Consider the following 18492-nt stretch of genomic DNA (forward strand, 5'->3'; position numbering starts at 1 on the left):
TATAGAAGAGGTGCTGACCATTGATTGACCTTAATACAGATGCTGAAATTTTGGCTAAACAAGCGGAATCATTACAAGCTTTTAGCGGGTTAAACTTACTTCATATTAAACGTGAAGTCTCACAAATGCTAAATCAAATAGGAAAAGGGGGTATTTTTGACCAATATACTTTACATGATATAACACATATAGACGAGATGCTGAAGATACTAGAGTGGCTTATACCTCAAGAAACAAAAAAACTAATGACTCCAGCAGATTGGTTAATAACAGTATTGAGCATTTATTTCCATGATTTAGGTATGGTTGTGACCAAGAGAGAATTCGAAAACAGAAATTTATCTTCGTTTAATCAATTTAAAATAGAGTTACTTACCGGTAAATCCGGAGAAGACTACAAAGACAAAATTGAACGAATGTCTTCTGATGATTCTGAAAAGTTTCTATATCAGGAATTTGTACGACAAAAGCATGCTGAGAGAATTAAGTGGTGGATTACTGGTAGCGCTCCAAGTTATTTAGGAATTGCTACTGAGATAATAGAAAATTTGAATGTTTTACTCCAGAATCTTGATCCACTTTTCAGAAGAGATTTAGCTATTATATGTGAAAGTCATCATCTTGATGATCTTTATGATATTAATAAGTATAAATTATCTCAGCCATATGGAAATTCACAATCCGAAACTGCAAATATGCAGTATGCTGCGATTCTACTTCGTAGTGCGGATCTGCTCCATATAACGAAAGACAGAACACCTTCAACAGCATTTTATATAATAAATCCAAGCGACCCAATTAGCCAGACTGAATGGGCTAAACAAATGGCAGTGAGAAACGTCAGACCCAAAATTGGAGTTAATAAAGAATTTATTCCCGACTTAGATGCACCTAAAGACACAATCGAAGTATTTGCCCATTTTAGAAAAGAAGATGGTTTTTTTGGTCTCACTTCGTATTTAACTTACGCTGAAAATGAAATTAAAAAAAATGCTAACTGGGTAGAGAAATCCTCCAAATTAAATAGCCCTGGTTTCAAGTATCCTTGGCGGTATATTGATCAATCTAATATTGAAACTGAAGGATTTTTACAAAAAACTTTCAATTTCACTTTCGATCAAGCAAAGATTCTGGATCTTCTTACTGGACACACTCTTTATAACGACACTAATGTAGTACTTAGGGAACTGGTTCAAAATGCCCTTGATGCTGTAAGAGTTCAGTGTCGTTTAAATGGACAAGATCCATATGATTATGGTGCTGTACATATTAAGTGGGACAATAATGACCGTATCTTAACTGTTCAAGATAATGGTACAGGAATGACCCAAGAGATAATTGAAAATCATTTGTTAAAGGCGGGTTCGTCTAGATATCAAGACTCAAATTTCAAAAAACAATTTCCTGATTTTTCTCCTATAAGCCGATTTGGTATTGGTATTCTATCTGCTTTTATGATCGCTGATTTTGTTGAAATAATTACTGTGCATCCTGATGAAGAGAAGGCTCGCCATTTAACTCTTCGTTCTGTACATGGTAAATACTTAATTCGTTTGCTCGACAAACAAACTGATACTGAAGTTAATAACTTGTTACCTCACGGAACAATAATAAAAATAAAAGTTCGGCCAAGTGCAAAGATAAGTAGCATGACAGAAAACGCAAAAAGATGGATTGTTATTCCTAACTGTAGAGTTACAATAACTGAGGATAATGGCGAAAAGGAGAATATTGGGTATAAGGATTTAAAAGAAGCTCTAACAAATTATTTATCATATCAAGGTTACAATCTGAATGAGAATAGTAATATACAGGTCCGACAACAGGAGATCAACGGAGTTTCAGTTGCCTATGCCTTAAAATGGTCTGAATATTTCAGAGAGTGGACATTTTTAGAGCTACCTTCATCCAGAAAAACTCATAATATTAACCCGGCAGGTGTTTGTATTGAGGGAATTCGAGTTGAATTTGCTTCACCAGGTTTTTTAAATACTACTATCGCTGCTTTAGCTAACGCATCTGGAATGACTGCACCTAAGACAAATGTGGCAAGATCAAACATTGAGACAACTCCTGAAAAAGAATCATTTATACGGGAGATCTATAGAATGTATTGCAGACATATATCATCAGAAATTGAAGAACTACATGAGAACAGAAAATTCTCCTTAACATGGGCAACACAGGAAGCATTTATTCTCCTCTCCCCATTTAATGATCGCCAAGAACTAGTATCTCATGACTGGTTTGTTGATGCTGCGAACGACATAAGAATCCTCTTAGTCGAGAATGGAGGCAGTAGGAAGAATATATCTCCTAATGTATTTATGAAAGAACACTCCTCATTTTGGACAATTGATGGCCGATTCTTCTCTTCAGCTGAGTTACTGTTGAAGGAAGTTCAGGCTAACGCTTCTCTAACTAGTATTGTTAGCTCTCTAAACATGAGCACACAATTGCCTGATGAGCCTATTTTCTGCATTACTTCATCAACTGGTTTCTACTCTACTATTTTTAATAACAAAGAGGTTACGAAAATAGCACTGTATAAGGATCAACGACGTGTTGACCTATTGTGGAGTGATCGTCAAGAGACACCTAAATGGTTAGCTCTATCAGAAAAAGTAATAACAAAACTTAGGGCAGAGAGTCAGCATCATGAATCATACAACTTAGTTAGAAAAGCACAGAATTTATTCTGTGCAGTTGATAATGTTGATATTATTAATAGTGACGAAGAAGTTTGTATAAGAGCTTCTGGAAGGTATTTCTTACTTCCTAATAACGAAATAACTCACTATATATCTGAACTATTTACTGTAGCAAATAACTCAGAAAGCCCTGAAGATATGCTTAGTGCTTTGTTTGCTACTTTATTTCTTACTGATATATCATTTGAATCAAATATATCCTCAGATCTCATATCAAATACTATAAATAGATTATCAAGAATATTCCTGGAGTTTTACCGAGTTAAAATAGAAGATATAATATCTACAAAAGACCTGGTTAGTCTTGTTACAGGGTTGAAAACTTTTGATCCTTCTGCTTGGGACAGGAGAGAGAGTATTACTTATAGTAGTTTTGATTTTGATTCGTTCTATAACTTTTTTTGATAATCATTTTACTTAAAAACTAATCTTATTTCCACTAGATGTGGACCTAAGATTAGTTTTTTATTACGCTCCAACAACCCTGATTGAAACTATGTTTCCCATTACTTACTACGATTCAATTTGATGACCTTAACAACTGATGGAGCTAATCATCTACCTCCCGTATAGTCCTATAAAATTTTGGCACTAACTAAGTGAGATATTATAAAGAATCAAATCTATTTTAGTATTGACAAGCTCATGATCCATGGTAATTAAACACTTAATTATTCAGCCAGGTTACATTATGAATAAAAATTTAAAAACAAAGCCCAAGCCACTTTCCTGCTTGAGCTTTATCTCCTTACCCACACTTGAACGAACCATTAACTACTTATAGTCATTCATCGGCCCTTTATCCATGATCACTTCTACCATTTTGGACGATCCCACCTTGAGCTTGGGCCTGAACTCTGAATTCGGTTTACTATAAAGCTCCAATGGGCTTATGATTACACCGTCTGGTGTGTTATACAGTATTCCTGGTACACAGGTATATATCTTATCATTGTTATTAGCATTCTTAGCCGAGATCGTAACAGAGGTTCCCTCATGATTATCTATACTCATCGAGACCTTGTATCGGTAAAAAGAACCGGTCCCGTTGGACTGAGCTGAATAAACGACAGGAACAACCGCAAGAATATCATCTCTTAATCTTAATTTGATAACCTCTGTTTTAATGGCTTGGTTACTTCTCCCCACATCGCCTTTATGTTCCACGGCCCCGTTACCAAAACTTTGAAGTGGCGGTACGCCCTTTGCACCAAACATCGCTACATCAATCTGCTTACCATCCTTGGTGTAGACCAAAGCGTAGATATCATAATCTGTTCCGGTTTCCCAAGATACCGTAGCCGTAATCTCTGGTGTTTTATCAATGAGTACTGACTTTTGCCCTTTTTCGAGATTAATCTTGCCGGATACCTTATGAAGGTTTAATGATGACTTGGATGGTTGCGTATTTTTATGATCGGTTGCAGCACCACTTGTTGAATCAGGGGCTTTTGATGATGGATCGGGAGTAATCTGCGGTTTGGCAGGTTTACTTGGTTCGTCTCCTTCAACCTCAACGCCATAGTTTTTACATAATCCTTCAAGCCCGGAATTAAATCCGCGCCAGATTGATTTTGCCTTGGTTTGCCCATTCCTTAGATATAATTCCAGAACTACGATCCCATTTTCGGTCGTGAATAGGGAGGGCGATAACTGAATAACTGTATTATCAGTACATATTTGGGCTGTCAGATTTTTTACATTTGAAAATCCCGTGTTATGATCCTCTGTCAGTGTTATCGCTATTTTGGTTATCCCTTCAGGAACTTTATCCATATCGAAATCAATTCTATGTACTTTGGTATTACCTGCTTGCTCGGAGGGTAAAAGCGTGGCTACACCTGTGGAACTTGTTGGTTGATTGTAAAAAATGATCCCGCTATCGCCTTGTACCTTGTCGGACTCCGTTAAAAGGAAGGCCGTTAGTGAAACATCGATGAGAGTCGAAATCTCGTGGCTAATCTTGATACTCCCTTTTGCCGCACTTAAAGTTGTATTTGCTCCCATCTGAAGAAACTGACTCATTTAAAATCACTCCCTACCCATTGATGTCTCGTATTCATGTTGCTCTTTTCATTCTAAAATTCAGAATATGTACTGACTCACTTATATTACCACAAGCAGGGAATACTTAGGAGCTGAATTGCTTCCAGTAGATATGAGCTGTTTTTATGCGTATACTTATGGATCAATGTCTCTGATTAAATCTTTGAATGGCTTCTTTGGTTATCGGTTCAAAGAAGTTGACCAAGTTGCCATCCGGATCACGAAACAGCATGGAGCGGTTTCCCCACGGCATGGTAGTTGGTTGCTGCACCCAAGAATGAATATATGTTTTCAGACGCTCGTATTCCGCTTCGATATCAGCAACACGGAACTCCAAAATGACCGGATGGTTCACGGCCCAGGATGCATTTGTAGCATCCACTCCAAATAATGCTGTAGTCTGGGTGTGCCCGATGGCAAGTGTACATGATGGTAAAACGAGCTCTGCGGATACAGGTGCAGGGCGCTCCGCCGGAACCCCAAGAACGTGCTCATAGAACGCCACCAAGCCATCTACATCGTCAGTAATGATACGTACAGAAGCAAAATTCATAACAGATCATCCTCCCTAATTTTCTTCATTATATCTCCCTAAATCTTGTTACTTACCTTTCTACCTTGCTGTACTGATCTGATTATAAAAAAACGCCACTGACAACGTTATGTCAGTAGCGTTTATAGACATTCTCTGAATTTACATATCACGAAGCAACGAGGTATCTAATTCCCCTCTCCCCAAATAACCGCTGCCGAGAACAGGACGGTTAAGGATTTCATATATTTTTTTATTATTCGTTGTATGATCCCGCACTTAAGAAAACTGACAGAAACCGGCTACAGGGTGTTCTAATTCAGTACCCATTTTGGCGAAAATATAAAGCGAACCATAACCAAATGGATAATCCCCATCCTCTCGGATCAATGTTTCGGGATAACCATCTTCTTCGACTTGGAAAAAGAACGATAGTGCCCCTTTCTTGAGCTCTGCAAAATAATAGTCTTCATCCTGAATCAGTCTCGGATTACCGCCCACCTTAATTAAAAAGGGCTGCTCCATGGATTCTTCGTCCTTGCTTCGTTCTCCGTGTGAGATGGAGTGTTTTATCAGATCCTTGTGAGTAAAGGAATCCCGCATGCTTTCTGCTGAAACAGGATGTTCAATCACCTTGATTGGGCAATGAGGATAGATGTTATTTTCCAAATAGGTATGACGCTCTTCAGGGATAAAGATCGAGATCATGCGCTCTGGTTTGAAGGGATGGTTAAGGCTCAGATAAAAAGCATACTTTTGGTTACCTTCGTGGATGAGTTCTGATTGGTCATCAAAAAACTCGGGTGCATTTCCGCCGATCCAGCCTGCTCTATGTTCGTTGTTTAAGAACGGTTTGGCATAATAAAGAATAGATTCTACTCTGGTCGTCAACATATTCGCTTGATTCTCTATCGTCACTTTACAACTCCCTCTCCGGAATCTGATATTCAATTGTTATTCGTAAATAGCACTCATCTCCATTATAAAGAAGACCTGTCTCTAATCCACCTGCGTTTAACCTCATTCCTCGACTTCATTAAAAGTCAGGGGACAAAAAAACGCGCTCTCTACAGAGAGCACGCGAGGTGAAACCCATTCATTTGGTGTTTGGTCATCGACCTTAACGCTTTTTAGCAACTACCGCTAGCCGGCCATTTTCAGTCGAATATTCACATGTGGACAGCACAACAAGTTTATCACCATACTGAGCGGTTACACCTGTGTCGTAAAGAGCGAGTTTTTTGATATTCTGAACATATGAATCGAACTCAGTGGACGTCTGTACATCCCCAATTTGATAATATTTAAACACGTCATCTGATTTACGATACACTTTGGATAGAATCACAGCAACGATCTCGTACTCTTCCTTTTCGTAGAGCGTGCTAAACTCGAATGTAGCGTGCTCTTTATAAAAGCTTTCACTCTTGTATTTCATTAGATCTTTAAACATCCAGCCACTCTTCATATGATGTCCGTGAATCAGCAAAATATCTGAACCCCTGATCTGGCTATGCCTGTCCAAAAAAGGAAGGCCACCTTGGGTTTCCTTCTTATCGAAATCATGATCCAGATAATAATCCGCATTCTGTGGATTTTGCATGACAGGATATTCGATTCGAGTACCGTTAATCTTCAGCCAGCCCACAATGTCCGAGTTCCGCTCGTACAGGGCTTGAAATTCAGGAAGCATGACTCGCTTTTTATTCTTATTGAACAAAAAAGAGGGGATTGCATCCCCTCCGTTTTTATTCGACCCTTCCTCCCACATGCTGGCCAACTCATCTATTTTCTGTTGCTCCGCATAATCTCGCAGCAACGTTCTCGAAATACCGATGAGAGAGAGTACCAACACAAGGGAGGAAATGGCGATAAGAATTTTTTTGGTTTTGCTCATGTTCTTACCGCCTTTCCGGTCATTAAATGTGCTTTTTCTTCTTGTTACCGAGCAGACAGAAAGCGATCGTAATCAAGGACATCAGTGCCAAGAGCATATAGAACATTGGCGATATACTGTTGTCTCCTGTTTTCGGAGCATCGTCCAACTCGTTGCTAACGTCATCCGTAACATGGTCACCCTTGCTCGCTCCACTGTTGCCATTATTGGTTCCTGTGTTGCCAGTGTTTGTCCCTGGAGTACCGTTATTGGTTCCACTGTTGCTGTTGTTCGTTCCCGGAGTACCGTTATTGGTTCCGCTGTTGCCAGTGTCAGTTCCTGGGATACTGTTGTCGGTTCCTGGAACACCATTATCGGTTCCACTGTTCCCATTGTTCGTTCCGGGAGTACCATTGTTGGTTCCTGGAATACCATTATCGGTTTCACCGTTCCCATTGTTCGTTCCTGGGGTACCGTTGTTGATTCCCGGGATACCCGGATCGGTTCCATTGTTGCCATTATTGGTTCCTGGAGTACCGGTGTCGGTTCCACTATTGCCATTGTTGCCACCGTTGTTGCCGCCGGAGCCACCACCTGAACGGATCGGCTTCATTGGCACGTCGTATTTGACAATGTCAAAATCTACAGAAATCGTACCGCTAGTATGCGTTTCGTATCCATCCTTCGTTACGACCAGATAATAATCTGCTTCAGGAAATACCATGTACGCATAGAATCCGTTGGCATCGCTATCCTGCTCTGGACTCTTGTTGTCGTGCGGCGGGAAATTCGGAACCGCTGGGAGGGTTACTTTTGTACCCGGAATGCGGCCTTTATCTCTATTCCGCTGTGTATCCGCATAATACAGTGTAACTTTGGCTCCTTCGATTTTCTTGCCCGTGCTCGCATTTCCTGTAGATTCATCATAGACCGTACCGTAAGGGTCGACTAATTCTTCAGAAATATTCAGCTCTCCGTTAGCTTTCACGTCAAGTTGCGTCACTTTGAGGAGTAACTCCTCACCAGTCTCCACTTGATAACGAACTTCCATGGTGTACTTCTGTTCGCTTAACCCTTCCACGGAGAACGTTCCGTTCGAAGCCATTGGAAAAGCCTTAGGGTGGCCATTTTCCGTAATATAATTACCGTCTCTGTCTTTCAGGTAGATATACATATGGCTGGTATGCAAGCTGTTAAATAGCTCTGTTGTTCCGTCCATTTGTTTGAGCATAATGATACCTACAGCCGTGATATCCGCTGGAATGGTCTCGTCTGTAACACTGCTGTTTACATTTGCTGTTTGCGTAAACTTAACAGGTACATCTCTCCCGCCTACCCGGTACAACTTCGTATATGTGATCGTGTAGTCCGTATCAGCTACGGCTGGGACTGCATATTCACCCTTCTCATTGGTCTCAATCTGAAGCTCTTCGCCTGTCTTCAGATCAGTCACTGTGATGGATGCGTTGGGAATGACTTCTCCCGTATTGTTGTCACGCAGTACACCTTCCAGATAAGGGCGAGTATTTTTAAATTTAGCTTCAGCCGCTTTTTTCTCCGGAATCACACCCGTGCGAACAAAACGTTCAGGGTCTGTCACATAACCATCTTTCGTATAATCGTCCTGCGTTACCGTATACTCAAGAGATGAAGGCAGTCCTTGCACGACAAGTGTCTGGCCATCGGTAAGCTCGAAGCTATCGCCGTTCTTGATCGTGCCCTTGCTGCCATCTGACTTCTCATAGGCGTAGGACTCCTCTGACCCCTCACCTGTGAAGGTGACTGTGTACTTAAACAGCTTGCTCTTATCTTCTTCTTTGCCTTTCACTGTGTTGCTGATGAGTAGTCCGCCCTTCAAGACGCGCACGTTCGTGAATGGAGCTTCTTCATCCATGCCTTTCATCACTTCGGAATAATATCGTTCCTCAGGAGTAGTCATGTATTCATCGGTTGTGTAATCTTTTTGGCTAACTGTGTATCTCAGATGTTTAGGCAGGCCTGAAATATCCAGTGTCTCTCCGTCCTTGAGGCGGAAGGTGTCGCCAGACTTGATCGTGCCTGTACTATTATCCGACTTCATGTAAGAGTAGCTTTCATCTTTGCCTGTTTCTTCAAAGTGAATGGTGTACTCGAACTCCTTCGTCTTATCGCCACCGTTGCCCATGACCGTATTACTAATGGTCAGCTTGTTAACGATTCGTTCGTTGATGAAGTCCGCTTTATGATCACCTTTGTTCACAATGGAGCCGGACAGCTCTCTGGTATCAGGTGTGGTCGTATAGCCATCAACGGTCGTATAATCGTCCTCCGTCACGGTAAAGACCAGATTCGCAGGCAACGCCGGAAGTATTGCAGATTCCCCATGCTTGAGGATGATCTTGTCTCCATTTTTGAGCGTTCCAGACGTATTATCCGATTTCTTATAGACATACGCTTCGTCCTGACCTTCACCAGTGAAGGTCACAGTGTATACAAATCCTTTGTTCGGATCACTGCCGTTGCCTTCTACCTTATTGGTAATGGTCAGCTTGCCTTGGGCAGGTGTAGGTACAATCAGCGGTTGATCCGAAGTTACTTTTACCCCGTCTACCCAGAGGGGTTTTCCCGGTGTATTTCCTACATATACTTGATAAATTCTTGTCGTAGGCAACCAAGTATTTGTGTCAATATACGTTTCCTTCAGCTCATAGTAGCCCGGGTCAGGGAATAGCAGATTAAGTTTACCTAAACTATCCGTTTTCCCTTTGGTAACTGTAGTTCCAGTGTCTTTTTTATAGAGTGTAAATTCTACGTCTTTCAGCGGATTTCCATTCGGATCTACTTTTCGCAGAGGTAACAAAGCATTGGAGCTTGAACTACCTGCTACGTCCGAACTGTCCAGTGTACTTTCACTTCTGGCACTGACAGTACTCAGACTGTCATCGCCCTTCAGTTTTACCTCGTTGCCCATCTTGTCTCCGGCTTTCGCTTTGGAAGGATCAACTTCAGTTTGGTATACAAACTGGTAAAACTTATTCGGGTTGTTCATTTTGAATTTGAGAACGGTAGTCCCGTCTGCACCTGGTGCAACTTCTACTTCTACTTCAGCGTTGGGGTTGCTCAGGTCGAGGGCTTCGCCTCGTTCCAGCGTACCACTGGCTGTTAGCTTAGCAGGATAGACGGCCATACTAGGTGATGTCAGCACAAGTTTGCCGTTAACTTCGTAACGTAAGTTCATGCCTGCACCCAGGGTATCCTCCAGATAAAGGCCCTGCTTCATGTTAAATGGCGGAGTATAGTTTACTGTCCATTCCAGCACACCTGGAACAGGTTTAGTTACCGACTTGCCCAGAGTCTGGATCGGTACGATAATCTTACGCTGTTCAGAGACAGTCTTTTCTACACCACCCCAAGACATATGGAGGTCAGCTTTGTTATATACCACTTGCTTGTCCGTGCCATTCGTCGTGTATTCGTTCAAATATTCCTCTAAAGCTTCGTTGGAAGGTCTTGCCTTCACCAAGATAACATAAGGACTTTCCAATTTAGAGAAAGTGAACGTTCCTACGTTGCCATTATGGGTGAAGGAGCTTACGACATGAGCATCACTGCCCGGTTCAATAACGGTTTTGGCATCGTTTCTTGTACCGTAATCTAAACCTGCACCATTGTCGGATAATCCTTTCCAGAGTTCATAATCTTTACCTTCCGAAAAAGGAACAAACTCCCAGCCCTCAGGCAGTGTGTCCACTAGCTTGATGTTGCTAACGACTCGATTACCGCCATCTTTAGCCATTTCTTCTGTGTTATATCCAGGCATGTTTACGCCTAGACGGAAGGTGACTGTCTTGGTTGTCCGGTCATAAGCAGAAATCGTCCATGCATCATTACTATCGTTTCGAATGTAACTGTTAACGTTATTAGGGCTAACATTTTCAAGTGTGCCATCTTCTTTCAATGGCCTCGATGCAAAGAGCAAATCCTTATTCAGCATACGAAGGTGAAGATTGGCGTTGTTTTGCGCTTGTCTTACGTTTTCACCATCAATGAGCAAAGCACGATTCGAACTTGTTTTCCCTGCGTTGATGTCCTGTCTAAAAAGGACGTCCGGGTTGGTCTCCAGTGCACGGAAGCTGAAGGACGCGGAACTATCCGTATATCCAGTCACCTTGATCAAATCTGCCACCACTTTACCATCCACCGTTAAAGGGATCGCCTTCGTTGTCAGATTGGCTGCACTCGTATTCAGCGTTCCTGCCTTATACTGCTTCCAAAGTTGCGCGGAAGTTACATTTGCTTTGATCTTCGCAATGGTTTCTGCACTCACTTCACCAGTTACATCTACGGCGTTGTCCAAGACGTCCAAATTACCGCCATGTACGAGGACATCATATACCGCCGCATTTGGCAGAGCATATTGTGGAGCAAGGTTAACCGTCCATGTGATGCTGCCTTGGTTATAATCCTCTGTAGAAACAGCTCCTGATTTGGTGAAATTATGCGCACCGATGTTGACGGTGGCCTCGTCCGTTACTGCTGCGGGTCTCGTACCCGCCTTCACATCGTTATTCTGTATATCAGCCGGTGTATCCAGATTCCAGTTGGCACGAGGATCGATTCTGAAACTGGAACCGCTGATTACTTTGCTTTTAATAAACAAATCCACTTTACCGTTAATATTGCCAAAAGAATAAACGCCGTTTGCGTCCGGTGTAATGGATGTTAGACCAGATTCGGTGCCAGCTTCTTGCCATTCAGCCGATACAAAGTTCAACCCGGCAGGTAAAACGTTAGTAATCGTAAAGTCCTTTAACCCTCTTTTATTATATTGGTTAACTGTGACTTTCCAGAGAATGGTCTCACTCGCATGATCATAAGAGGCACTGGATTGAATCCAGTCGGGAGCAAAGGATATCTCCAGTCCAGCCTGTACCAGCATGCTATTGTCTTGTCTTAGTTCCACTTTACCAGTCGTATCCCGGTGGCTACGCCCCAGATTGCTTGGCGGATTCCGATACTCGTAATAATACGATTCCTTAGGAATCCAGGTTTTATATTCCACTTTTGGCTCTGGACCTGTTCCTGATGGGAAAATGTAAGTCAGCGATCCGTCTGCTCCAACGACTGGCGACACGTTCTGATCGTTAACTTTGAAGGAACCCTCCACATAAATACCGCGCGAATTTCCAAAGCCTGTATTATATGCTGAGGGATTCGTATAAAACGTCTTCCCGTCTAATGGCAATTTGATCGTTTTATCGAACTGGTCGGACGCGGATACGGTTGACTGCCAAGTAATCGCGCCTTCAACGAATTGAGCCGGTTGAATTCCACGATAACTATACTGATCCCACCTGATCATTCCAGGCGAGGTTAACGTGATACCATACTCTGCTGTAACGTTTGGATTCTCTAGCTCATATGTGCTACCGAAGATGTTAACAGGCTTTTTATCGCCATAATTCAATCCCGTTACATCTGCATCAGCTGTCGTTTCGAAACTGAAAGTAATACCTCGTCCTACCCCATTGAAGAAGTTATCATCACCATCGAAGACAACTCGAATGCTATTTGGAGTGAAATAGGTCGTACCCAGCTGTTTGGTGCCTGAGTCAGTCTGTGCATACAGGGGTCTCGTTGCTGTCGGAAGCACGACTTCCTTGAAGTAATCCTCCCTTTTCAGCTCAATCCAGTCACCCTTTTGAATGTATTTCTCAGGATTTGCATCCGTTGGATTGGCGTCATCCCCATTGACGGGTACCTTGAGCCCTTCCGATTTGAGCGTAAATGGTTTACGCCCCTGAATAATACCGTTCAGGTCAATAACCACATTCCCTTGCTTCAACTCCAGTGGGAAGGATATATTAGACTCCATAAATACTGCTGTTTTGTCCATTGGGACTGCTGCTGCCCTCATTATGGAATTGTTGGGTACATCATATACTGCCTCGGATACTGAAGTTGGTTCTTCCATACTCAGCGAGTCAGATTCGCTAACTGCTCCCATTCCAGTATCGTTAGGTACACTCTCCGCATATGCAGCAGTGGAGAACATCACTGTCTGGATAACAAGCATAATTGCCAGAAATAACGACAATAACGGTTTACCTACATTGCGTCTTTGCTTCAATACGAGAATCTCCTCCATTTCTAAAATTTTGGGGCGGTACCCGGAAACTTTTTCTCTCCCCTTACCCGCTCTTCTCCTTACAACAGGACATTGATGAACAATCTCATCTAATTTATATGGCATACCTGACCATTATAAATTAGAGGTCTAACCAAATTCTGACCACAGGTATTTTTGCTCTTTAGACATGATTCGTACGGAATTGTCTCCCTCGGATATGTGCTGCATTTATTGCGTTATAATATTGGTTGCGAATCTTATATGTAAGCAAAAAAGCGCCCTGTCTACTGATTAACAATCAGTAAACAAAGCGCAAATCTAGCATCTACATTCTATTTTTTATTCTAATTTCACATCTATTCAGGTATATACGGAAGATCCAGCATCTTCGGAACGTTAATCACATGTTTTTCCGTATACGTGAGAATACCCTCTGCGCCGTATTCACGGCCAATACCCGATTGCTTGAAGCCACCAAAAGGGAAGCGAACATCAAGCCCCTGCACAGCTGCTGTATTGATCATGGTTGTTCCAGCTTCGAGTTGACGTGCCAAAGAGATGGCATCTTCTTCTTTTCCCCACACAGAACTCGTAAGTCCATATATGCTCTCATTGTGCAGTTTAATAACCTGCTCTTCATCATCAAATGGCAGAACCGGAACCGTCGGGCCAAATTGCTCCTCCACGACAATCGGATCATGAACATCGCAATCCAAAACAAGTGTAGGTTGCAGGTAGTAGCCTTGTTCAAACCGCTTTTGATCGAGGATTTGGCCGAGAGGAATGATCTTGGCCCCGCGTTTCTGCGCATCTTCAACCAAACCATGCACGTACTCTCTCTGTTTCAGGTTATTAACGGGCCCCACCGTCGTGTTTGGATCAAAAGGATCACCAATTCGAATCCAACGATTGGCCGCCTCTATATATTTTTCCACAAATTCATTATAAATCGAACGGTGTACATATATGCGTTTGGCAATCATACAGATTTGGCCTGTTGTCAAGAAGTTAGAGATGACAATCCGGCGCATGGCTCGCTCATCATGAACATCAAAGCTTTCCAAGAAAATCGCCGCGTCATTCCCGCCAAGCTCCAGCGTCATATCTTTAATCGTTTCGGAAGCGGCTTTGATAATATGCTTCGCTGTTGCCGTTCCACCTGTAAAGGCGATCTTCGTCACAAGGGGATGACTCGTCAGTTCAACGCCCACATCCGCATCACCGTATACAACATTGATTACACCTACCGGGAACTCACTCGCAATGATCTCTGCCACCTTCGCCGCCGCCAGTGGTGCATATGGACTTGGTTTAAGCACGATCGTATTGCCCGCAAGTAAAGCTGGAGCGATCTTGATTGTAGATAGAGCAATCGGGTAATTCCATGGACTAATCGCTGCTACCACACCGATCGGATCATAGGATACAATCGTTTTACCATGGTCATGCTCATGGATCTCTTCTGCCAGAACGGATGCAGCTTCATTACAAGCATATTCCATCCACATCAGAGAAACAAAAATCTCACCATGTGCATCATACAGCGGCTTACCATGTTCTCTAGACAGCAATTGCACAATGTCATTCTCTGCTACTCTAATTTTCTCTATTGCCTTGCGCATCCGAGTAATGCGTTCGTCAATGGAGGTCTGCTTCCATGTTTTAAAAGCGCCTGCCGCCGCTTCAATGGCAGTGACCGCTTGTTCTTTGGTCGTGACAGGGAAATAACCTACGATTTCAGCTGGATTAGCCGGATTCTCTTTTGCTAACTGTGAAAGGGATCTTACATGTTGACCGTTAATGAAGGCTTCAACTATAACTGTCTCTTGATCTGCTTGAATTGTCATATGAAATCCCCTCCGTTTAATTCCATACTTCCTCTGCAATTTCCTTAACATAACGAAGTTTACGCCATTGTTGTTCTTCAGTTAGAATGTTGCCTTCCTCGGTGGAAGAAAAGCCGCATTGTGGGCTCAAACAAAGCTGATCCAGAGGAACGTAGGTTGCCGCTTCTGCAATCCGGGCTTTGATCTGCTCTTTATTTTCTAACTCGCCGGTTTTCGATGTGATTACACCAAGCACGATTTTCAAATCTGTTCGATTCACATATTTTAATGGCTCGAAACTACCTGAGCGCTCATCGTCAAATTCTAAAAATAACCCATCTACATTTAAGCCTCCAAAAATAACTTCAGAAGCATAATCGTAACCACCGGTTGAGAAAAAGTTGGATTTATAGTTACCCCGACAAATATGCATCGTCACAACTAAATCTGCCGGTTTACGAGCCAAAGTTTCATTAATCATGCGTTGCATCGTTTTCAACTCTACTGCCGGTTCCAACCCTTTAGCGCGCAGTTTATCATGACCAGCCTCTGAGAATAGGTCTGCCCAAGCTGTATCATCTAATTGTAGATAACGACATCCTGCATCATAGAAGGCTTGAATGACCTTTTGATATGCTGCAATCGTATCCTGAAGGAATTGCTCCCGATCCGTATAGCTGTTGGCGCCGTTTTCCAATCGATAGAGAAGCATATTTGGACTTGGAATAGTTTGTTTTGCCACGGCGTCCCCTGCATGTTTTTTCAAAAACTTAAAATGATCCACAAAGGGATGCGTAGAGAAATCGACCTTACCTACAACTCGAATTCCGCCCTTGCGAGTCTGCATGTTATGGAATTGAGGTCCATCAATTTCCTCATACAGCTCTACACCGTCCAAACCACCCAGAAAATCAAAGTGCCACCAGCTTCTGCGAAACTCACCATCCGTAATAGCGAGTACGCCATTTTCTTTTTGTTTTTCAATCAATCGGATAATCTCTTGATCTTCCACATCTCTTAGTTCTTCATATGTAATCGTGCCAGCTTTATATTGTTCACGCGCCTGACTTAAGTTCGCAGGACGTAGGAAGCTTCCAACATGGTCGTTACGGAATGGTATCATAGAAAAATCTCCTTCTAACTTTTAGTTTCCTGAGTATAGCATGATCAAAATGATTACCTGTAATATGAAAAAAGCATGACTGGTCATAGCTTTTAGCAATACCAAAAAGCCCTCAACAAGCAAAAAATCCACAACCTCATCGGGTAGTGGATTTATAGAGTGGAGTGCCAGCATGGATGATTATAGCTGCTTAATGATGCCTTCCAGCTCATCGACCAAGCCTTTTGCACGTTCAAAATCGGTATCTTTCAAAGCCAATTCAATCTGCATTTCAACGGCCTTTTTATTTTGTTCATTTTGCAAATAATCTTTATTGAAATGGCTAGCGTATATCATCTGTCTAAACTTGCGCATGCTCATTTTTCTGATCGTCTTGTTCTCAATGATGAGTACATAATCCATACCGTTAACGACCGAATAGAAATCATGCGAAACCATGAGGATCGCGCCTTGATATTCTTCGATGGCTTTCTCCAGTGCGATCTGCGAATAGATATCCAGATGGCTTGTCGGTTCGTCAAGAAGCAACAGGTCAGCTTGCACCCCGGCAGCTTTAGCCAGTTGAAGCATGTTTTTTTCGCCGCCGGACAGTGATCCGATCTTTTGATCCAGGATTTCACCTTCAAAGCCATAGTTTACAAGATAGGTCCTGATCTCATCATACGTCTCAAACCCGGCATCAATAAATTCATGGAGGATCGTATTCGAATCTTTGAGCGTTTCGCCTTGAAGCTGTGATAAATACGCCAATTTGAGATCCTCATTGATTTCGATGGATGGCTGATTGTTTTTGAAAATATCCCGAAGCAACGTTGTTTTTCCGGTACCATTGGGCCCGATAATAGCCACTTTATCTGTCGATTTGATCTCAAAGCTCACATCTTGCAGAACTAGCTCATCAAAGGAAACGCTATAGTTATCGACCTTGATCGCGATGCTGTCTTCGACTTGATGATCCAGGCCAAACTGAATATTCGGCTGCTTGATGTCGACAAACGGTGCTTTGATTCTACGCGCTTCCAACCGTTCTTGAAATTTCACTCTCGCCTTTAACGCTCTTCCTCTGGAAGCTTCCGAATTAATCGTTGCGATGGCCCTGAGATTTTCGATGACACCATCGTATCTTTCGATCTCTTCCGCTTCAGCAACTGCGATTTCCTGCAGTTCAATCTTCGTCTGAAGCAGGGAGAAATTGTACTCGATATATCGTCCGTCGAACTCCTGAAGCTCCATGTTCTCAAGGTGGATGATTTTGTTGAAACAATGATTCAACAGATAGCGGTTATGCGTAACGACCAGTAACATGCCTTTATGGGAATTAATCAATTTTTTAAGCGCATTGAGGTTTTCGAAGTCTAGAAATACATCCGGCTCATCCATAATCATCAGATCCGGACTGCCGAGCATTTCCTTCATGACTTGAATGAGCTTGAACTCCCCACCGCTTAAGGACGATAGGCTTGCATCCCTTAGCTTCATAAGGTTAGCCAGATTCAACTGTTTATCAATGGTGTTTTCGTAGTCATCTCCGCCCATGGCCTCCAGTGCGTCCAAAGCCGATTGCACTTTTTCCATCAGTGAATCCATATCCGATGTGTTGGCCATTTCCGCATAAATCGCTGTGATCTCATCCTGAAGCTTGATAAATTCTTCTGCGATATATTCAAAAACCGTCATTTCTGTCATTGGGTCTACCTGCGAGAACTGACTCATATACCCGATGGTGCAATCCGGATCGATCTCCAGCTTCCCCTCGAACAAATGTCTTTCCGGGTCCATCAAGATTTCAATCAACGTACTTTTGCCACTACCGCTTGTGCCGATAAAAGCGCAGTGTTGGCCCTCTTCGAGGGTAAATGAAATGTCTTTATAAAGTTCTTTCTGTGGAAAAGAAAAAGATAAGTTTTGGGCTTTGATCATGGTGTTACCTTTCTTGGTATCTAAAATAGTGTAATTATTGTGTGGGGTTGTTGCAAAACGTAAGAATAAGCCTGCAGTTGTCGATTCTCAGCGTAACACCGATTGAGGGCAAGTACAATTGATTTGTATTTATAGGCTCGAACCAAAGTTTGGCTGTGTCGATTAGGTATTTGATCAAAGAAACAATATCTTAAAGAAAATGGTCCTTCCGATTGCTTTATTTCAAAAAAATGTTACTTTTACAGGGACCCAAAGCTCTAACATCGGGCCCCTCAGAGTAATTCATAAAGAACCTTACTAACTTTTTTTAAGTAATTTCGCATAACTTAATTGATTGTATCCAGGTTTC

Annotated in this window: 9 protein-coding genes; 1 reads left to right on the top strand and 8 read right to left on the bottom strand. The window is 42.3% G+C overall.

The annotated features are described in order from the left end of the window. The first annotated feature begins 20 nt into the window (after positions 1-20). Entirely contained in the window at positions 21-3116 is a 3096-nt protein-coding gene (locus tag Q9R46_RS19650) for an HD domain-containing protein (RefSeq protein ID WP_311281437.1), read from the top strand. A gap of 369 nt (positions 3117-3485) precedes the next feature. On the opposite strand, the gene Q9R46_RS19655 is transcribed toward Q9R46_RS19650, so the two are convergent. The 8 genes from Q9R46_RS19655 to Q9R46_RS19690 all read right to left on the bottom strand — a co-directional run bounded on the left by Q9R46_RS19655 (position 3486) and on the right by Q9R46_RS19690 (position 18143). Further along, positions 3486-4736 carry a TerD family protein gene (locus Q9R46_RS19655; protein ID WP_311281438.1) on the bottom strand — a complete coding sequence of 417 codons (1251 nt, stop codon included), beginning with the start codon at positions 4734-4736 and terminating at the stop codon, positions 3486-3488. Between the two features lie 163 nt (positions 4737-4899). After that, complete coding sequence (locus Q9R46_RS19660; RefSeq protein ID WP_311281439.1) at positions 4900-5310, bottom strand: VOC family protein; 411 nt, start codon at positions 5308-5310, stop codon at positions 4900-4902. A gap of 258 nt (positions 5311-5568) precedes the next feature. Next, positions 5569-6207 (bottom strand): hypothetical protein, encoded by a 639-nt coding sequence (locus Q9R46_RS19665; RefSeq protein ID WP_311281441.1) that lies wholly within the window; start codon positions 6205-6207, stop codon positions 5569-5571. 202 nt (positions 6208-6409) lie between these two features. After that, positions 6410-7186 carry a class B sortase gene (gene srtB / locus Q9R46_RS19670; protein ID WP_311281442.1) on the bottom strand — a complete coding sequence of 259 codons (777 nt, stop codon included), beginning with the start codon at positions 7184-7186 and terminating at the stop codon, positions 6410-6412. Positions 7187-7208: 22 nt separating this feature from the next. Further along, positions 7209-13274, bottom strand: a complete 6066-nt coding sequence (locus Q9R46_RS19675) for a DUF7601 domain-containing protein (RefSeq protein ID WP_311281444.1) — start codon at positions 13272-13274, stop codon at positions 7209-7211. Positions 13275-13630: 356 nt separating this feature from the next. Continuing rightward, positions 13631-15121: an aldehyde dehydrogenase family protein gene (locus Q9R46_RS19680; RefSeq protein WP_311281445.1), complete on the bottom strand. Its 1491-nt coding sequence runs from the start codon at positions 15119-15121 to the stop codon at positions 13631-13633. 16 nt (positions 15122-15137) lie between these two features. Continuing rightward, on the bottom strand, positions 15138-16223 hold the full coding sequence (locus Q9R46_RS19685; RefSeq protein WP_311281446.1) for a 5-methyltetrahydropteroyltriglutamate--homocysteine S-methyltransferase: 1086 nt from the start codon (positions 16221-16223) through the stop codon (positions 15138-15140). A 180-nt stretch (positions 16224-16403) separates the two neighbouring features. Further along, the gene (locus tag Q9R46_RS19690) at positions 16404-18143 is read right to left on the bottom strand and encodes an ABC-F family ATP-binding cassette domain-containing protein (protein ID WP_311281447.1); all 1740 of its coding nucleotides are present in this window, start codon (positions 18141-18143) and stop codon (positions 16404-16406) included. Between the last annotated feature and the right edge of the window lie 349 nt (positions 18144-18492).

The organism is Paenibacillus sp. RRE4, from assembly GCF_031844205.1.
In the GTDB taxonomy this organism is placed as follows: Bacteria; Bacillota; Bacilli; order Paenibacillales; family Paenibacillaceae; genus Paenibacillus; species Paenibacillus xylanexedens_B.